This is a genomic window from Hymenobacter sp. 5317J-9 (assembly GCF_022921075.1).
Lineage (GTDB): Bacteria > Bacteroidota > Bacteroidia > Cytophagales > Hymenobacteraceae > Hymenobacter.
This window is the reverse complement of record NZ_CP095050.1, coordinates 1,946,080-1,961,534: the sequence shown is the minus strand read 5'-3', so window position 1 is coordinate 1,961,534 and position 15,455 is coordinate 1,946,080. Positions and strand designations below refer to the sequence as shown.

The window sequence follows — 15,455 nt, the reverse complement described above, 5'->3', positions numbered from 1 at the left end:
CAGCTAGCTACCGAGGTTAGACAACCTAGTTTCCACGGGAGTTCCGGACCTTTCAATTTTGTGCCTGAGCGAGTGCTTTGGGCTTTTCCGTTGGTCCGTTTGACGTTTCGGGACTGCAAAGGTAGGAGGACTTTTGGGGGCGGCAAGCGGCCTTTAACGAAATAGTTGGTTCAGGGTTGTAAGTAGCTGATTGATGCGGCTAAAAAAATCAATTTCATTGCTCAACAGCCTGCGTTATGGAGTGGCTAAGGCTGCGCAATCCAGCATTGTGCATTTGCGTTGCTGAGCAACATGTCTTCCTTAGCGGGATATGTAGCTGCTATTGGAGAAAGATACTGTTAGCAGAAGATGTAGCGAAACGGGATACTTTGCCCCTACCCTATTGCGCGAAAATCCTGTATTTCGGGGAATACAGCATCATTTGATGGGTTTGGGTAAGGTTATATTAATGAGTGTGGGGCGTATTGGTATGTAAAAGCCCCGCAACTATCCCCAGTTTAAGGCTGGGGATAGTTGCGGGGCTGATGTAATCGGGGGATGTTGCCAGTTGCGGAGAAATTAGCGGTGGAGGGTGCTAACCCTGTCTGGGCCCACGCTAACGATGCTGATGGGGACCTGGAGCTCACGTTCTAGGAATTCGAGGTACGTAATCAGGTTGGCGGGGAGTTGGGCGGCGTCGGTGGTTTGGGTAAGGTCGGTGTTCCAGCCGGGGAGGGTGAGGTACTCGGGTGTGACGGTGGTGAGCTCGCCGGGGTCGGGGAGTTGGGGGGTGCTGGCGCCGGTGGCGGTGCGGTAGTGGGTGCAGGCCTGGATTTCGGCGAAGCCGTCGAGTACGTCGGCTTTCATAAGGTGCAGCTCGGTGACGCCGTTGAGCATGATGGCATAGCGGAGGGCGGGCAGGTCTATCCAGCCGGTACGGCGGGGACGGCCGGTGGTGGAACCGAACTCGCGGCCGGCTTGGCGGATTTGCTCACCCACTTCGTCGTGGAGCTCGGTGGGAAAGGGGCCGCTGCCGACGCGGGTACAGTATGCTTTGGTAATGCCGTACACCTTATCAATATGGCGGGGGGCAATACCGAGACCGGTGCAGGCGCCGGCGGCGATGGTGCTGGAGGAGGTAACGTAGGGATAGGAACCGAAGTCGATATCTAATAAGGAGCCCTGGGCACCTTCGGCGAGGATGCGCTTGCCTTGGGTGAGGAGGTCGTTGAGGAGGTATTCGGTGTCGGTGAGCTGGAGGGTGCGCAGGAATTCGACGGCGGAGAAGAAGTCGGCTTCGAGAGACTCGATTTCGAGCTGCTTGCCGTGGTGGGCGGCGATGGCGGCGTGCTGGGCAACAGCTTCCTGGTAGCGTTGCTGGAAATCGAGCAGCAGGATGTGACTGACGCGGAGGCCGACGCGGCCGATTTTATCGGAGTAGGTGGGGCCGATGCCTTTGAGGGTGCTGCCGATTTTGGTGTTGCCGCGGGCTTCTTCGCTGATGCGGTCGAGGGCGCGGTGTGACGGCAGGATGAGCTGGGCTTTTTTGGAGATGTAGAGGTTTTGGGACCAGTCTACTCCCCTATCGGTGAGTTTTTGGAGCTCCTGGCGGAAAACGATGGGGTCGAGGACGACGCCGTTGCCGACGATGTTGAGGATATGCGGGTGGAAAATGCCGCTGGGCACTTGGTGCAGGACGTGCTTGACGCCATCGAAATAGAGGGTGTGGCCGGCGTTGGGGCCGCCCTGAAAGCGGGCGACGGCGTCGTAGGTGGGGGCTAATACGTCTACGATTTTGCCTTTGCCTTCATCGCCCCATTGGAGGCCTACTAATACGTCTACTGGCATGGTGGTTTGGGGTCGCCGTCACGTTGGGCCTCCCCCCGGCCCCTCTCCGGTGGAGAGGGCAGCCTGACGAGGTGGATGGCTTTGCGGAGGGTCGTTATTAAGGTGTTGGTGTTATGGGTTGAAATTACTGCCTTGTTCTTTCGTAATAAGGTCCTTCGCTTTACTCAGGAGGACCGACGAGTACGGGCCGAAAAGGCAAAAAAACGGCCGCCTAATTGGCGGCCGGGGTTAGCTGTTGGCGGGCGGTGGCTTCATCGGGCGAAACGGTGAAGATGTTGTTCAGCTTCGTGATGGCCAGCATTTTCTTGGGATGGTCGGCGGGGTTGATGAGGACCATCTCGCCGCCGCGGCTGCGGAACTTGGTGAGAAGCGAAACGAGGACACCGATGCCGGTGCTGTTGATGTAGCGGATTTCGGAGAGGTCGACGGCGCACTGGTTGAGGTCGTCGCCGAGGTGCGTGTTGACGGACTGCAGGAGCTGGTCGGTATCGGGGCTGCCGATGAGGTCGCCGGTGAGGCGAACGAAAAGGATGCCGTTTTGAACGGAGCTGGTGGTGGTCATGCGGATGGAGCGGATGCGGAAGAACGGGCGGCGGCCTGGGCACGACAGTCGCCGCAGATGCCGTAAAGATTTAAAGAATGGTGCAAGATATGGAAGTTCAGGAGCTCGCCGACCATGGTCTGGATGCCGTGGATGCGCGGGTCGCAGAATTCCACCACTTTATGACATTCGGTGCAGATGACGTGGTCGTGCTGGCGGTAGCCGTAGCTCTTCTCGTACTGGGCGAGGTTGCGGCCGAACTGGTGCTTGCTGACGAGGCCCTGCTCGACGAGCAAATCGAGGGTATTATAGACCGTGGCCCGGCTCACCTGCAGGCCGCGCTCCTTCATGCCGGCGTAAAGTTCGTCGACGTCGAAGTGGCCGGAGCGGGCGTAGATTTCTTCGAGAATGGCATAGCGCTCGCCGGTTTTGCGAAGGCCTTTGTTTTCGAGGTGGGCGGTGAAGAGCTTGCGGACTTCTTCCAGCTTGTCGGTGTTGAGGGTGGCTTCGGAAGCGGCGCTGGGCGTGTGCTTGGCGGCGTAGCCGGTTTCGGAAGAGCCACCGGGCCCCTGCCCTTCGCCGGCCCGGTTTTCGGGTGCGTGAGCGAGGGGCGAAACTGTTTCGGGAGTGCGCACTATATATAGGGTGTGGTTGACGAGCAGAAAAACGTACGCTTGTTAAGCGCCAGAAGGCGTTTTAGGTTCGACCTGCTCAAAATAAAGCGGGTAGTGCCGGGCACAACCGGGGTTGAAGGCGGCCTGGCAGTGCGGGCAGGTGTTGCCACAGCTCAAGTAGCACTCGATGCTGAGGGTGCTGTTGCAGTTGCCGCAATAAATGGCTTCGGCGTCGAACTCGGCGGCGGGCCATACCACAGGGGCGTGGCCAGCGGCCTCCTGATGACAGTCGAAGCAGGCGTAGAACGTATCGCAGCACTTAAACCGGATGCCGATGATATCGCGCTCGGAATGCCAATGGGCGCATTGGGTGCGCTCGTTGACGTCGGTGCCGTGGCAAACGATGGAAACGGCCGGCCTCATGCCTGCTGCGAATCGAACCGCTCAACCTGCAGCACGCCATTCACCTTGCGCAGGCGCTGAATGAGCTTGTTGAGGTGGTCGGTGTCGTTGACGAACACCATAATCTGGCCATCAAAAATGCCATCGTCGGCGTTGATGGTGATGGAGCGCATGTTGACCTTGAGACTGGTGCTGATGATGCGCGTCACGTCGTTGACGAGGCCTACGCGGTCGGAGCCTTTGAGGCGGATGCCAGCCAGGAAGGCCAGTTCCAACTGGTCGGTCCACTTGGCGCGCACAATGCGGTTGCCGTAGTTCGACATCAAATCCACAGCGCGCGGGCAGCTGGTGCGGTGGATGATGAGGCCCTGGTCGGTTTCGAAGCCGAACACGTCGTCGCCGGGAATAGGATTGCAGCAGCGCGCGATGCTATAGTTGAACTTGTCGGTGTGCTCGCCCACCACCAGCATATCGGGGCGCACGCCGCGAATTTTCTGCACCTCGTGGTCAAAGGTTTTGGGTTCGAGTACGGAAGGCACCGGCTTATCGGAGCTAAACAGCGACTCGCGAATGGTGCGGCCATCGACCTGGCCGATGGCGAGGCGGTAGTAAAATTCCTGCGCCGTGGCCACGTTAAAATAGGCCAGCAACCGGTTGAAATTTTCCTGCGTGAAAGGCACGCCGATGATTTCCATCCGCTTTTCGAGCAGGAAGCGGCCGTCTTCGGCCTTGGCGCGCTTGTCGTCGCGCAGGAAATCTTTGATTTTGGAGCGGGCCTTGGTCGTGATGACGTAGTTGAGCCACTCCGGCGTGGGACGCTGCTTGTGCGAGGTCAGAATTTCGACCTGGTCGCCGTTGTGCAACTGATAGCTCAGCGGTTCCAACTTTTGGTTCACCTTGGCGCCGAGGCAGTGCAGGCCGATTTGGGAATGGATGTCGAAGGCAAAATCCAGTGCCGTGGCTTTGTCCGGCAGAATAACCAGCTTGCCTTTGGGCGTGAAGGCGTACACTTCCTTCACGAACAGGTTCTGGCGGAACTCATCCATGAACTCCAGCGCGCTCGAATTATTCGATTCCAGCATCTCGCGCACCTTGTTCACCCAGCCTTCCAGGGAGCTTTCGGGCTGAATGCTGCCGGTATCCTTGTATTTCCAGTGCGCGGCGTATCCTTTTTCGGCGATGTCGTCCATGCGACGCGAACGGATTTGCACCTCCACCCACTGCCCGGCCCGGCTCATCACGGTGGTGTGCAGGCTCTCGTAGCCGTTGGCTTTAGGCGTGCTCACCCAGTCGCGCAGGCGGTCGGGGTTGGGCTGGTAAAAGTCCGTTACGATGCTATACACCTGCCAGCAGGCCGCTTTCTCCTGCTCCGGCGGCACATCCAGAATCACGCGAATGGCAAACAGGTCATACACCTCATCAAAGGTGATGTTCTGCTTCTTCATCTTTTTCAGGATGGAATAAATGCTCTTCGGCCGGCCTTTTATCTCGTAGTCGAAGCCCTGCGCCTTCAGCTCATCATCAATCGGCTGCACAAACTCCTTGATGAAGCGGTTACGCGCCGCCTGGCTTTGCCGCACCTTCGACTTGATGTCGTTGTACGTCTCCGTATCCGTGAACTTCAGGTACAAATCCTCCAGCTCACTCTTTATCGTGTAGAGCCCCAGCCGGTGGGCCAGCGGCGCATACAGGTAGAGCGTTTCCGAGGCAATTTTCAGCTGCTTGTGCCGCGGCATCGAGTCCAGCGTCCGCATGTTGTGCAGGCGGTCAGCAATTTTGATGAGAATCACGCGCACGTCCTCGCTCAGCGTGAGCAGCATTTTGCGGAAGTTTTCGGCCTGCTCGCTGGTACCGTACTCAAAAACGCCCGAAATCTTGGTCAGCCCGTCAATGATGCGGGCCACCTTGGGGCCGAACTCGCGCTCAATGTCCGAAATTTCGGTGGGCGTGTCCTCCACCACGTCGTGCAGCAGCGCCGCCACAATGCTCGTGGTGCCCAGCCCAATTTCCTCTACCGCAATCTGGGCCACTGCCAGTGGGTGCAGAATGTAGGGCTCGCCCGACTTCCGGCGCATTTCCTTGTGCGCCTCAAGGCTCTGATTAAATGCTTTTTTAATCAGCTTGGGGTCGCCGTCCTTCAGGTACGGTTTGGCCGTGCGCAGCAAGCGGCGGTAGTGACGCAGGATTTCCTGACGCTCAGCTTCGGGAGAGATAACGGGAGGCATAATGGGTAAAGTAACAACGGCCGCGTAGAAAAGGTGGCTTCACAAGGCACCGCAGCCTACTTATACCCGCACTTTGCGCGCAAGGATTTTCCCGAGTACCTTTGCGGGCCCGTAGCAATCGGCGTGCGGCACCATATGCGGATATGGCGAAATTGGTAGACGTGCCAGACTTAGGATCTGGTGCCGCAAGGCGTGTGGGTTCGAGTCCCTCTATCCGCACTTTTTTCTGATACGGCCTTCAGTCGCATAGGCTGGAGGCTTTTTTTTCAACCACTCAACCTGGCCAGCGGAAGCCGGCTCCCCTGTTTTGAACATTACCCTCGACAAGAACGACGAGCAGCTGACCGGGCTGCTGACCGTGCACCTGACCGAAGCCGACTACGCGCCCACCGTCGACAAGCAAATCAAGGAGTACACCAAGCGCGCCCAGGTGAAGGGTTTCCGCCCGGGCATGGTGCCCGTGGGCATGGTGCGCAAAATGTACGGCAAAGGCATTCTGGCTGAGGAAATCAACAAAATGCTGGGCAAGGCCGTGGACTCCTATATTAAGGAGAACAACATCAAGCTGCTGGGCGAGCCCCTGCCCGTGGCCAGCAACGTGGATTTCGACACCGACAAAGACTTCGATTTCCAGTTTGAGCTGGGCCTGCTGCCCGACTTCACCCTGCCCGAAAGCCTGACGGCCGAGCTGCACAAGGTGACCATCGACGACGACACCCTGGCCCAGACCAACGAGCAAATTGCTCGTCAGTACGGCGAAACCACCAACCCCGAGGCTTCGGAGGCCGGCGATTACCTCTTCGGCAAGCTGAAGAAGGCCGACGAAGAAGGCGAAGGCCGCACCGTGCTGCTGCCCATCAACAAAGTGGCGGCTGACCAGCAGGAGCAGTTTGTGGGCAAAAAGGGCGGCGACGTGATTACGTTCGACCTGCAAAAGGCTTTCAACAACGACGCGGCTTCGATTTCGAACTTCTCGGGCCTGAGCAAGGCCGAGGCCACGGAGGCCACCGGCGACTACGTGTTCAACGTGGAGAAGGTGAACCGCACGGCGGCTCCGGAGTTCAACCAGGAGCTGTTCGATAAGGTGTTCGGCCCCGAGGCTGTTTCGAGCCAGGAAGAGTTCGACGCCAAAGTGCGCGAAACCATTCAGTCGAACTACGACCGCGAGGCCGAAGGTGCGCTGAACAACAGCATCGTGGAGCAGCTGGTGAACACCGTGGACATCAAAATCCCCACGGAGTTCTTCAAGAAGTGGCTGGTGCGCGCCAACGAGGGCAAACTGACGCCCGAGCTGGTGGAGCAGCACTACACCGACTACGAGAAGGAGCTGAAGTGGAGCATGATTCGCAACAAGGTGGTGGAAGAAGCCGGCCTGAAAGTGAGCAACGACGAAATCGTGAACCGCACCCTCGACAAAATCATGGGCCAGTTCAACATGCCGAACATGCCCGACGAGATGCGCGAGTCGATGCGCAGCTACGCCGACCAGTACCTGAAGCAGGAGAACGGCAAGAACTTCGTGAACGAGTACGAGGCCATTCTGGCAGAGAAAGTGCTCGAAAACCTGCGCGGCAAAGTTGTTGTTACGGACAAGCCCGTAACGGCCGAAGAATTCCGGACCCTGCACAGCTAATCCCTGCGCGGCCCGCTTTTTCAAAAAGCCCTTACGGTGACGTAGGGGCTTTTTTGTTGGGTTTCCGACAACATTCCTTTACTTCGCTCGTCTTTCTAACCTCACCCGTGCCAGCTTCGGCGGGCGCCTCATTTCCTTCAAATGCTGAATAAACAAGAGTTTCGCAAGTTTGCGGTGAAGCACCAGGGCCTCAGCGGCCTGGGTGTGGACCAGTACATCCAACACGTAGAGGGCCAGACGCGCGGCGGCCTCATCCTGCCCACCGGCATGACCCGCTCGGTGATTGAGGAGCGCCCCACGCGCTTTGCCGAAATCGACGTGTTTTCGCGCCTCATCATGGACCGCATTGTGTTCCTGGGCACCGCCGTGGACGACTACATCGCCAATATCCTGACGGCGCAGATGCTGTTTCTGGAGTCGGCTGATGCCAAGAAAGACATTCTGCTCTACATCAACTCGCCCGGTGGCTCGGTGTACGCCGGCCTCGGCATCTACGACACCATGCAGTACGTGAACCCCGACGTGGCCACCATCTGCACGGGCTTGGCCGCTTCGATGGGCGCGGTGCTACTGGCGGGCGGTGCGGCCAACAAACGGTCGGCCCTCCCCCACGCCCGCGTGATGATTCACCAGCCTTCGGGCGGCGCGCAAGGCCAATCGTCGGACATCGAAATCACGGCGCGTGAAATCCTGAAGCTGAAGAAAGAACTGTATGACATTCTGGCGCAGCACACCGGCAAAACCTATCAGGAAATCCATGACAACTCGGACCGCGACTACTGGATGCGGGCCGACGAGGCCAAAGAGTACGGCCTGATTGACGAGGTGCTGGAGAAGAAGAAAGCGTAGGCTTCGCGCTGGTACTTATGCTAAAAGTGAAAAGCCTCTGCTGTCCCAGCAGAGGCTTTTTCGTGGGTTATGATGCCAAAAGTGTTGTCAAAAATTAAAATCCGACGCGGGGACCCGTTTTCTCACAATGCATGCCGGGGGTGGCCAGTCCTGCTAGCGAAGTATTGCCGCTGGCGGCGCTCATGCCACGGCTGGCAGGCAGGCCAAAGGCTTCGGGAGTGAGGTAGTGGCCGCGCTGCTCGGGGCTCTTGGCAACTTCGGGCACCAAGCGGTGTTGGTTGGCATTGGCATCGTGTCGGATGCCGGTGACCTGCCAACTGACTTCGGCGCCGGGCGTGCCGCCGGCAATGCGGAACTGGTTGCCGTGCACTCGCTCGGCCACGTAGAGGTTGGGGCCGGGTGCGCCGACGGACGTGAGTTGGTAGCGAAAATCCTGATTCAACGCTTCAAAATAGCTGGGCAGTTCTACGGTGGCGCGGCCCTGGGCGTCGAGCTTGGCGTTGCCGTTGTAGATGTTCATCATGTCCGGGCTTTCGACGCAGGAATGGAAGAGGAACTTGTTTTCGGGGTCGAGCGGGTGGTCGATTTGAAACGCTTTGGCCCCGCTCACGGAAAGGGTGCCGCTCACGAAGAGGTTGCCGAAAAAGATGCCGGCGAAGTTGGTGGCAGTAGATTGGGTTTGCTCGGCGAATATGGCGGTTTTTCCCAACTGCCCTGGGCCAATCTGGCTGGCATTGTCGGCGCGGAACCGGGCACCGTCGTAGGTGATGAAGGTACCTGGTTGGCTTTGCGTTGCGTTCGTGTAACCCAGATAGAGCTGACTCGGAAACAAGACCCCTTCAATCTGGCTGCCGTTGCCCGGGCTGGTCAGCAGCACGCCCCCGTCGCGCACGTTCATGGCATAACCGTTGTTGCGGCTTTGCACAACCACCGCATTGCCGGTGCCGGTGATGCTGGTGTTCTCAAAATATGCCGTTTGGTTGGGCGAGCTTACATGCAGGCCGTAGCCACTGCCGCTGTGCGCAACGTCCACAGCGTTGCCGGTGTAGCTGCTGTTGTTCTGAACGAAGTAGCCGGCCCGGCCCGTGCCGGTGGCTTGGCCCGTGACGCCCGAAGCCCCGCCCGTGGCCGAACCCAGCACGCCGATGCCGTTAGTGTTGCTGGCCACGCCCGTCACGCCGTAGCCGCTGGTGCCGGTGGCTTCGCCCCGCACGCCGTAGCCGCTGGCGGTCTGGCCCAGCACCCCGATGCCCGAGCTGTTGGAATTGGTGCCCACCACCCCGGCCAGCCCGCCCGAGTTGCCCGCTCCCGTAGTGCCCACCACGCCGCTGCCGCTGGTGCTGGTGCCCTGCACTCCGGCACCGCTGGTACTCACCCCGCGCACGCCATAACTATCGGTGGCCACGCCGCTCACGCCGTAGCCGCCGCTGGCCGAGGCCGTGCCCCGCACGCCGTAGCCGGTGGTGGTGGTGCCCAGCACGCCCACGGCGCTGCCGCCCGCGTTGTTGGTGCCCACCACGCCACCGGTGGCGGTGCTGTTGGCGCTGCTGGTGCCCTGCACCCCAGCCGCACTGGTCGAGGTACCCTTCACCCCAGCGTCGCTGCTACTAGTGCCGGATACGCCAGCCCCGCTGGTGCTGGCGCCGTGCACGCCGTCGCCGCTGGTGCTGCCGCCGCTCACTCCGTAGGCGTCGGTGGCGGTGCCCGTCACGCCGTAGCCGCCGCTGGCGGTGGCCAGGCCCAGGACGCCGTAGCCGCCCGCCGTGCGGCCCAGCACGCCGGCCGTGCCGCCGCTGCCGCTGTTGTCGAGGCCCCGCACGCCGGCGGCATTGCCGCTGGCGCCGCTGGTGACCAGGCCTTCGACGCCGGCGCCATCGGCGGCGGCCACCTGTTTCACGCCCCGGATGGCGGCTTGTGGCGAAAGAGCCGTGTTCACCGCCCGCAGCGTTGGTCGCTCGCCTCCGGAATAGATATAGGCGGCGGTTGAGTCGTTGGTATTCAGCGGGCTAACTAAGGAAATCAGCCGGCCGGTTTGGCCCACGTTTTTGCTGGCTGCCAGGGCCGGGCCGCTGGTGGAAGCAGCCGTGATGCCCGCGCCGCTGGTGGCGGTGCCTACTAGCCCGCCGCCGGTGCCGGTATTGGTTATGCTTAGGACGGGGCTGCTGGTGTTGGCCGTGCCGGAATAGGGCAGCGTGAGGGTGCCGGAAGCGGCGTCGAGGTAGACCCAGCCGCCGGTGCCGACGTAATACCAAAAGCCGGTTTGAGCCCCGCCCGAGGCCGAGCCGTCGGTCTGGTACACCATCAGGCCCTGCGGCGGGCTGGTGATGGCCGCGCGCTGGGCCGCCGTCAGGCGCGGGATGAGCAGGCCCTTGTCCGTGGCCCGGATGTCGAGCGCCGACTTGGCATCGGGCGTGGCCGTGCCTACCCCTACCTGGGCGCGGGCGGCCAGCGGCCACAAGGCCCCCAGCGCAACGGCAATAGCGAAAATGTGTTTCATGCTGACAATTGGGAGGCCAAGCTTTGCTGGTAGCAGCCGGCGCAATTAGTTGGTGAAATGGACCGAGCCCCGCGACGTTCGGGGGCTGGCTGCTCAGAACTTGGCCGCGACTCCTATTTTGAGGTAGGTTTGGTCGTAGCCTAGCTCGGCAAAAGCCCCGATGCTGGGCGTGAAGAAGTAACGGCCGCCCACGAACAAGCCGGCCGCCACTTCATTGGCACTCGCCGAACCCAATGAGCCGTAAATGCTGCTGCCTTCGAAAGACGCGCTGGCGTGGCGCATGCCCAGGTTCACCCCGCCGTAGGCGTCAAACTGCTCCGCCACCGGGTAGTGGAAGGTACCGCGCAGCGTCACGATGATGTCGGTGAACTTCCACCGGTCATTCCCGCCGAAGTCGTAGGTGGCGCCCTGGTAGCCAACGAAGCCGCCCACGCCCACTACGCCGGGGCCCACTTCCAGAATGCCCCGCTCATAAGACACGCTCAGGGCCGGCGTCACGGAGGAGCTGCCGCCGAAGTAGCCCGTGCCATAGTTGTAGCGGTTGCCGAGGCCGATGCCGACGTTCACCATGTTGGTGCCTACCTGAAACGGGCCTGTTATGGTCGATTCTGAGGTTGCGGGGCTGGGCGGTGGCGCAACGGGTGCCGGAGCCGGGGCCGGCGCGGCGGTCCGAACGGGAGCGACAGTAGCGGGTTTTGTCGCTGGTTTGGGAGCGGGTTTGGCTGCAGGCTTAGTCGCTGGTTTGACCGCCGGTTTGGCAGCGGGCTTGCGGGTTTGGGCCTGAGCGGCGGGGGCTAGCGTGGTGGCGCAAACGGCCAGCAGCAAAAAGCGGAAAAGTGCTTTCATGGGATGACAGAAAAAAAGATGGATGCATCGGAAGCTGGGAGCTACGGCTCTACCTGAAGGCGAATGGTACCGCTGGTGCCGGCCGGCGACTCGTAGCGCAGCCAGTACACGCCCGTGGCCAGGCCGGCCACCGGCAGCGGGGCCGTGGCCTGCGGCTTGTCCCAGGCAGCGGCCCACACCAGGCGGCCGTCGGCGCTGTAAAGGCGTAGCTGCAGGCCGGCGGGCACGGGGCCACTGGCCTCAAGGGTGGCCATGGCGTGCGCCGGGTTGGGATACACGCTGAGGCTGAAGGGCGTACCGGCGGGTAAGCCGGTAATGCTGCGCACCGCTGTGTAAGTGGCCGTACCATCCTGGTCGACCTGCTTGAGCCGATAGTAGCTCAGCCCCTGAAAGTCGTTGGGGTCGGTAAAAGCGTACTCGTGCGGCGTGGTGGCCGTGCCCTGGCCCGACACGAATCCCACGCGCCGGAAAGCAGTCTGGCCTTCGTCCTGCCGCTGCACTTCAAAGCCGAGGTTGTTTTTTTCCGAAGCCGTGGCCCAGGTTAGCTCGGCACGCGGCTGGCCGGCCGGGCGGCGGACCTCAAAGCGGGTGAGCTCGACGGGCAGCGGCGACTGCTGGTCGCCCACGATATATGGCCCGGGCAGCGTGAGGCCGGCCACTGTGCGGCTGTAAGGGCTGGGGGTGTTGGCGGGGCTATAAGCTTCAGCAACTATGTAGGCGCTACCGTTCCAGCGGCCCAGGGCCGATTGGCTGCGCTGGAAGCTGGGCAGCTCATCGGCGGCCAGCCATTCCACGCGCATCGTGAAAGGCACGGCATCGGGTGGGGCCACGTTCCAGCGCAGGGCCACGACGTCGGTGGTGAGGGGTGCACCGCTGGTGCCGGCGCTAAGAGCCCCCGCCCCTACTCCGGACGCGTAGTTGCCCGTGCCGCTGCTACGCGTGAGGGCCACCGGCCGGTAGCTGCCGCCAGCCGGGCCCACTGGAAACGGCACGGCCGTGGTGCCTACCGGGCGGCGCAATTGTCCCGCGCCGTTGGTGACCACGAAGCGGGTGCCGCTGGCGTTGGTGATGGCACCCACCACCGCAAAATCGAAGCCCGCCAACTGCAGCGAACCACCGCTGAGGTTGAGCGCGCCGGCACTCAGGGCCGTGCCCAACGTGGCGCCGACGGGGTTGGCCACTTCCAGGGTGCCTAGGCTGCCGGTGCCCGATGAGGATATGGTCTGCAGCGCGGTGCCGTTGAGCTGCCACAGGCCGGTGCCCGTGCCAATGGCGCCGGCGTTGCCCAGGTCGCCGGTGAGGCGCACGGTGCCTTGGTTGTCGAGGGTGCCGGCGGCGGAGATGCCCACGTTGCCGGTCACGGTGAGCTCGGTGGAAGGACTCACCGTGAGAGTGCCACCAGCTATGGTGAGCTGCGCCCGGGCCGGGGCGGCCAAGGCGCACAGCAGCAGGAAAGCGGCTGTTTGTAGGCGTAATTTCTTTTTCATGGCCGATGGTGGGGGTTGAGGTGAAAAGGTGTGCTGGCTGCTGGCCAGAACTTCTGGCGCAGGCCGGGGGCCGTCGTAGCCATCGCCGCGCGGCGGCCAGGGCATGGGGACGAAGCGTAATTGAGAGCCGATTTCGTCATGTCCAGGCTAGCAGTGCGCCCGCCCAGTGCAAGGTTGAGGGCGAAGGGGCCGAAACTTCTCATGCTCAGTTAAGGGCGATATATCACGAAGGAGAAGCTGTAGTCGGTGTAGAAATACCCCCCCGAACTCCCTCCGACAAAGAGGTTAACACGAGCAGTAGAAACCTCAACCAGGCCCCCGGAATAGCCTCTGGCCTGCACGATAACGGGATTGGAACTATTGCCGTAGTTGCCGGTACCCTGGCAAATGGCATTGTCGAGGTTGAGGTTGGCCGGCGTTGTGATTTCAATGAGGTATTGCCCGCTGCCAGCGGTGCGCGGAACAATCGTGAAATTGCCCGACCCATTGAGGATGGTGCCATCGGACGCGATGACTCCGTAGGCCAACGGCAGCAGGTTGGCGCCACCCGTGGCCGGCGCGTTCACTTCGGCGGTGCGAATGGCGCCGCCGGTCACGCTCAGGGCCGGGCCGCTGCCGGTCTGCGCAATTTCGACAACGGGCGTTGTGCTGGACGCATTGGTTTGGGCGAAGTACCCGGCCCGGCCGGTGGGGCCGCTGGCTTCGCCGCGCACGCCGTAGCCGCTGGTGGTGGTGCCCAGCACGCCGGTGCCGGTGGTGCTGGTGCTCCGTCCCAGTACCCCCGCCACGCTCGCGGAGCTGGCGGCGTCCGTCTGCCCGTACACCCCGCTGCCGGTGTTGGAGAGGCCGCGCACGCCGTAGCCAGCCGTGCCCGTGCCTTCCACACCGTAGCCGTTGCTACCCGAGGCCACGCCGCGCACGCCCCAGCCGTTTTGGGTCAGGCCCAGCACGCCCACGGCCGCGTTGCCGGCGTTGGTGTTGGTGCCCACCACGGCCCCGTTGTTGCTGGCGTTGTTGCTGGCCGAGCCGTACACGGCCGCCGTGCTGCCCGAGGTGGCCTTCACCCCGTAGCCACTGGTGCTGAACGCCTCGACCCCGCTCCCGCTGCTGCTGGTGCCGCTGACGCCGATGCCGGCGCCGGTGGCTCGGCCCAACACCCCGGCCACGCCAGCAGCGCTGCCGTCGGTGGTGCCGGCCACGCCCGTGTTCTGGAAGCTGTAGGCGTACACGCCGTAGTCGGCGTCGCTCAGGCCCACCACCCCGGCGTCGTCCACGTTGGGCACGTTCGTGCCCTTCACGCCCACCACGCCCTGGCCCGCGCCGGTGCCGTTGACGCGGCCTACCACGCCCTGCCCGCTGGCCGAGGCCCCGCGCACGCCGATGCCCCCGCCGGAGTTGGTGATTTGAAACACGCTGCCCGTGGCGCTGGCCGTGCCGCTGTATGGCAGCGTGAGGCCACCGCTGCCGCTCGTGGCGGCAGTGGTTTGAATGGTGCCGTCAGGAAAAATGAGCCCGTTGGTGCCAGCCGTGCCCGTGAGCTTCACGTTGCCCACCACTTCCAATTTCTGAGTGGGGGCGCTGGTGCCGATGCCCACGTCGGCGTTGTTGCCTAGCACCAAGGTGTTGTTTTGGGTGAGCCGGGCATTGGCCCCCAGGGCGGTGGCATTGGTGAGGGTGCCGCTGCCGTTGGCCGGGCCGCTGTTGAAGCCCAGGGCCGTGAGTTGGGTGCTGCCCGTATCGAAGCCGCCGCTCAGGCTGCCCACCAGCGTGTTGTAATTGCCCGTGCTGAGCTGCCCGCTGGTGTGGCCCAGGTACACATTGTCGTGGCCGGCTTGGCTGGTGTAGCCACTGTTGTAGCCATTATATAGGTTGTTGTAGCCGCTTAGGTTATTGTAGCCGCTGAAAGAGCCGCTGAACAGGTTGTTGCTGCCGCCCACGTTGCTGGCACCGCTCCGGTAGCCGCTAAAGAGGTTTTCGCTGCCCGTGGTGGTGGCCGTGCCGCTCTGGTAACCACTAAACTGGTTATGGTAGCCGCTGGTAGTGGCCTGCCCCGCCTGGTAGCCGATGAACAAGTTGCCGTTCGTGTTCTGTCCTAGGTTGAGGCCGCCATCGGCCCGCACGCCCAGGCCCACGGTGCTGCCCAGGTTGCTGCCGGTACCGGTGAGGGCGTTGCCCTGCAGGTTGAGGGTTTGGGTGGCGGTGTGGTTACCTAAGTTGTCGCCGGGGCTCAGATAGACCCATTGTGCCGGGGCCCCGGCGTAGTACCAAAAGCCGGTCTGGGTGCCGCCTGAGGCCGTGCCATCGGTCTGGTACACCATCAGGCCCTGGGGCGGGCTCGTGATGGCCGTGCGCTGGGCTGCCGTCAGGCGCGGGATGAGCAGGCCTTTGTCCGTGGCCCGGATGTCGAGCGCCGACTTGACGTCGGGCGTGGCCGTGCCCACCCCTACCTGTGCACGCACCGAGGCGGCCCCAAGCAAAAAAGGCAGCAAAAGAATGAACTGAGAAAGGTGTTTCATGAGAAGTTGGGATGGAAG

The 15,455-nt window shown here is 62.2% G+C and carries 11 protein-coding genes and 1 tRNA gene; 3 read left to right on the top strand and 9 right to left on the bottom strand.

The window, feature by feature from the left end:
* Nucleotides 1-558: 558 nt before the first annotated feature.
* The 5 genes from MUN81_RS08055 to MUN81_RS08035 form a co-directional block, all read right to left on the bottom strand.
* Entirely contained in the window at nt 559-1,827 is a 1,269-nt protein-coding gene (locus MUN81_RS08055; protein ID WP_245116659.1) for an adenylosuccinate synthase, read from the bottom strand.
* A 211-nt stretch (nt 1,828-2,038) separates the two neighbouring features.
* Nucleotides 2,039-2,389, bottom strand: a complete 351-nt coding sequence (locus MUN81_RS08050; protein WP_245116657.1) for an STAS domain-containing protein — start codon at nt 2,387-2,389, stop codon at nt 2,039-2,041.
* Complete coding sequence (locus MUN81_RS08045) at nt 2,386-2,853, bottom strand: transcriptional repressor (protein ID WP_245117373.1); 468 nt, start codon at nt 2,851-2,853, stop codon at nt 2,386-2,388. The genes MUN81_RS08050 and MUN81_RS08045 overlap by 4 nt, the downstream gene beginning before the upstream one ends.
* 192 nt (nt 2,854-3,045) lie before the next feature.
* Nucleotides 3,046-3,405: a CHY zinc finger protein gene (locus MUN81_RS08040; protein ID WP_245116655.1), complete on the bottom strand. Its 360-nt coding sequence runs from the start codon at nt 3,403-3,405 to the stop codon at nt 3,046-3,048.
* Complete coding sequence (locus tag MUN81_RS08035; protein ID WP_245116653.1) at nt 3,402-5,609, bottom strand: RelA/SpoT family protein; 2,208 nt, start codon at nt 5,607-5,609, stop codon at nt 3,402-3,404. The genes MUN81_RS08040 and MUN81_RS08035 overlap by 4 nt, the downstream gene beginning before the upstream one ends.
* Nucleotides 5,610-5,746: 137 nt before the next feature.
* Between MUN81_RS08035 and MUN81_RS08030 the strand changes: the two genes are divergently transcribed.
* The 3 genes from MUN81_RS08030 (at nt 5,747) to MUN81_RS08020 (ending at nt 8,091) form a co-directional block, all read left to right on the top strand.
* Nucleotides 5,747-5,828, top strand: a tRNA-Leu gene (locus tag MUN81_RS08030).
* A gap of 88 nt (nt 5,829-5,916) precedes the next feature.
* Complete coding sequence (tig, locus tag MUN81_RS08025) at nt 5,917-7,242, top strand: trigger factor (protein WP_245116651.1); 1,326 nt, start codon at nt 5,917-5,919, stop codon at nt 7,240-7,242.
* Nucleotides 7,243-7,383: 141 nt separating this feature from the next.
* Nucleotides 7,384-8,091, top strand: coding sequence for an ATP-dependent Clp protease proteolytic subunit (locus tag MUN81_RS08020; protein ID WP_190927204.1), 708 nt, complete (start codon nt 7,384-7,386; stop codon nt 8,089-8,091).
* 94 nt (nt 8,092-8,185) lie between these two features.
* On the opposite strand, the gene MUN81_RS08015 is transcribed toward MUN81_RS08020, so the two are convergent.
* The 4 genes from MUN81_RS08015 to MUN81_RS08000 form a co-directional block, all read right to left on the bottom strand.
* Nucleotides 8,186-10,588, bottom strand: a complete 2,403-nt coding sequence (locus MUN81_RS08015; protein WP_245116650.1) for a hypothetical protein — start codon at nt 10,586-10,588, stop codon at nt 8,186-8,188.
* Between the two features lie 93 nt (nt 10,589-10,681).
* Nucleotides 10,682-11,434: a hypothetical protein gene (locus MUN81_RS08010; protein WP_245116648.1), complete on the bottom strand. Its 753-nt coding sequence runs from the start codon at nt 11,432-11,434 to the stop codon at nt 10,682-10,684.
* A gap of 41 nt (nt 11,435-11,475) precedes the next feature.
* Nucleotides 11,476-12,921, bottom strand: a complete 1,446-nt coding sequence (locus MUN81_RS08005) for a T9SS type A sorting domain-containing protein (RefSeq protein WP_245116646.1) — start codon at nt 12,919-12,921, stop codon at nt 11,476-11,478.
* A gap of 209 nt (nt 12,922-13,130) precedes the next feature.
* On the bottom strand, nt 13,131-15,437 hold the full coding sequence (locus MUN81_RS08000; protein WP_245116644.1) for a hypothetical protein: 2,307 nt from the start codon (nt 15,435-15,437) through the stop codon (nt 13,131-13,133).
* Nucleotides 15,438-15,455 lie beyond the last annotated feature (18 nt).

Bases quoted from the DNA above. Each gene is read 5' to 3' on its own strand.
- MUN81_RS08015 (WP_245116650.1), bottom strand. From the start codon at position 10,588: ATGAAACACATTTTCGCTATTGCCGTTGCGCTGGGGGCCTTGTGGCCG.
- MUN81_RS08000 (WP_245116644.1), bottom strand. From the start codon at position 15,437: ATGAAACACCTTTCTCAGTTCATTCTTTTGCTGCCTTTTTTGCTTGGG.
- MUN81_RS08005 (WP_245116646.1), bottom strand. From the start codon at position 12,921: ATGAAAAAGAAATTACGCCTACAAACAGCCGCTTTCCTGCTGCTGTGC.
- MUN81_RS08020 (WP_190927204.1), top strand. From the start codon at position 7,384: ATGCTGAATAAACAAGAGTTTCGCAAGTTTGCGGTGAAGCACCAGGGC.
- MUN81_RS08055 (WP_245116659.1), bottom strand. From the start codon at position 1,827: ATGCCAGTAGACGTATTAGTAGGCCTCCAATGGGGCGATGAAGGCAAA.
- MUN81_RS08040 (WP_245116655.1), bottom strand. From the start codon at position 3,405: ATGAGGCCGGCCGTTTCCATCGTTTGCCACGGCACCGACGTCAACGAG.
- MUN81_RS08035 (WP_245116653.1), bottom strand. From the start codon at position 5,609: ATGCCTCCCGTTATCTCTCCCGAAGCTGAGCGTCAGGAAATCCTGCGT.
- MUN81_RS08050 (WP_245116657.1), bottom strand. From the start codon at position 2,389: ATGACCACCACCAGCTCCGTTCAAAACGGCATCCTTTTCGTTCGCCTC.
- MUN81_RS08010 (WP_245116648.1), bottom strand. From the start codon at position 11,434: ATGAAAGCACTTTTCCGCTTTTTGCTGCTGGCCGTTTGCGCCACCACG.